We start from the raw sequence: 1,444 nt of genomic DNA on the forward strand, positions 1-1,444 counted from the left end.
CGCTGTGAATCATGAATAGAAACAAGATCAAATGGCTTTGAGGTTTTAAGTGCTGCCGCAAGAGAAGCCGGTGAGTTGGGATCACACACAAGAATCTCGCAGCCAAGATCTGTAACACGGTGGGCATCGCCCTCGGTTACTGCAACAGCTAAATGAGTGTTAATAGATGTTTCGATAGTAAATGCTCGTGCAACACCAAAGGTCGTTTGTAGGATTGAAGTTTTGTTAAGCAGTTCGAAAGCGATTGGCGATGTAATCGCCACAACAACCTTCAGAGAAGGTGTCATGAATTAGGAAGCTAAAACCTCGTCAAGGATTACTGCAGCCTTTTCTTCATCAGTGCGCTCAGCGAGAGCAAGCTCTGACACAAGGATCTGCTTCGCCTTGGCGAGCATGCGCTTTTCACCTGCTGATAATCCACGATCTAGATCGCGACGGTAGAGATCGCGAACAACTTCGGCAACCTTAATAACATCACCTGAAGCAAGCTTTTCTAAGTTGGCCTTGTAACGACGAGACCAGTTTGTTGGCTCTTCTGTATATGGCTGGCGCAACACGCTAAACACGCGATCTAGGCCTGCTGAATCAACAACATCACGAACTCCGACTAGATCCACGTTGTCTGCAGGAACGCGGACTGTTAGATCGCCTTGAGCAACTTTTAACACTAGGTAGGTCTTTTCTTCACCCTTGATCACACGAGTTTCGATAGCTTCGATTAATGCTGCCCCGTGATGAGGATAAACAACGGTTTCGCCGACCTTAAATGTCATGTGTTGCCCTTCGCTAGAGGGTCAATTCTACCAGTAATCTTTAGATCACAAAACCCGATAAAAGTAGCGTTATTTACTGCTTATTTGATGTGAGACAATTGCCCTTATGCGTCGCACTGTTTCCGCAATAGCTATTGCAGTATTAGCCGTCTCACTTACTGGATGCGGAGCAGGACAAAATGCTTCAACCCGCCAGGTCAAGCAGGTAACAGATGGCGTTGAAGGTTTAATAAATAAAGATGGCAATGACATCAAGATTCTTAACCTGCTTGTAGTTGCAGCAGGCGGCGGAAACGCTGTTTTGGTAGGAACAATCATTAATACCGCAGATGTCGAGGATAAGCTTTTAGGTATTGCAATCAACGGCACAACTACTTCTTTCACAGGCACCAATACTTTGCCTAAGAACACACCAATCATTTTTGAAGGCGACAGAGCAAATGCCAAGGCTGTTTTGGCAGGATTTGGTGGATCACCTGGTTCAAATGTGAAGGTTGGCTTGTTCTTTGCAAAAGCTGGATCAATCACACTTAATGCAATCGTGCGCGATACTAAAGATGATTACGCAGGTGTCACAGCTGCAGTTGATGTTCCGATGGTTTCACCATCACCAACACCTACGCCTACTAAATAAAATCTTTAACTAACTAGCTACTTCTTACCCTGATTAG

General features: G+C 45.2%; 3 protein-coding genes. 1 reads left to right on the forward strand and 2 read right to left on the reverse strand.

Annotated elements, in window-relative coordinates; translation table 11 throughout:
- On the reverse strand, positions 1-287 hold a 287-nt coding region (locus tag AC9UEY_RS05505), incomplete at its 3' end, for a hypothetical protein (protein WP_509538884.1).
- A gap of 3 nt (positions 288-290) precedes the next feature.
- The gene (locus tag AC9UEY_RS05510) at positions 291-773 is read right to left on the reverse strand and encodes a CarD family transcriptional regulator (protein ID WP_445821849.1); all 483 of its coding nucleotides are present in this window, start codon (positions 771-773) and stop codon (positions 291-293) included.
- Positions 774-879: 106 nt separating this feature from the next.
- On the opposite strand from AC9UEY_RS05510, the gene AC9UEY_RS05515 reads away from it, so the two are divergent.
- Positions 880-1,407, forward strand: a complete 528-nt coding sequence (locus AC9UEY_RS05515; protein WP_509538887.1) for a hypothetical protein — start codon at positions 880-882, stop codon at positions 1,405-1,407.
- Positions 1,408-1,444 lie beyond the last annotated feature (37 nt).

It is taken from the genome of Candidatus Planktophila sp. (genome assembly GCF_040402275.1).
GTDB lineage: Bacteria > Actinomycetota > Actinomycetes > Nanopelagicales > Nanopelagicaceae > Planktophila.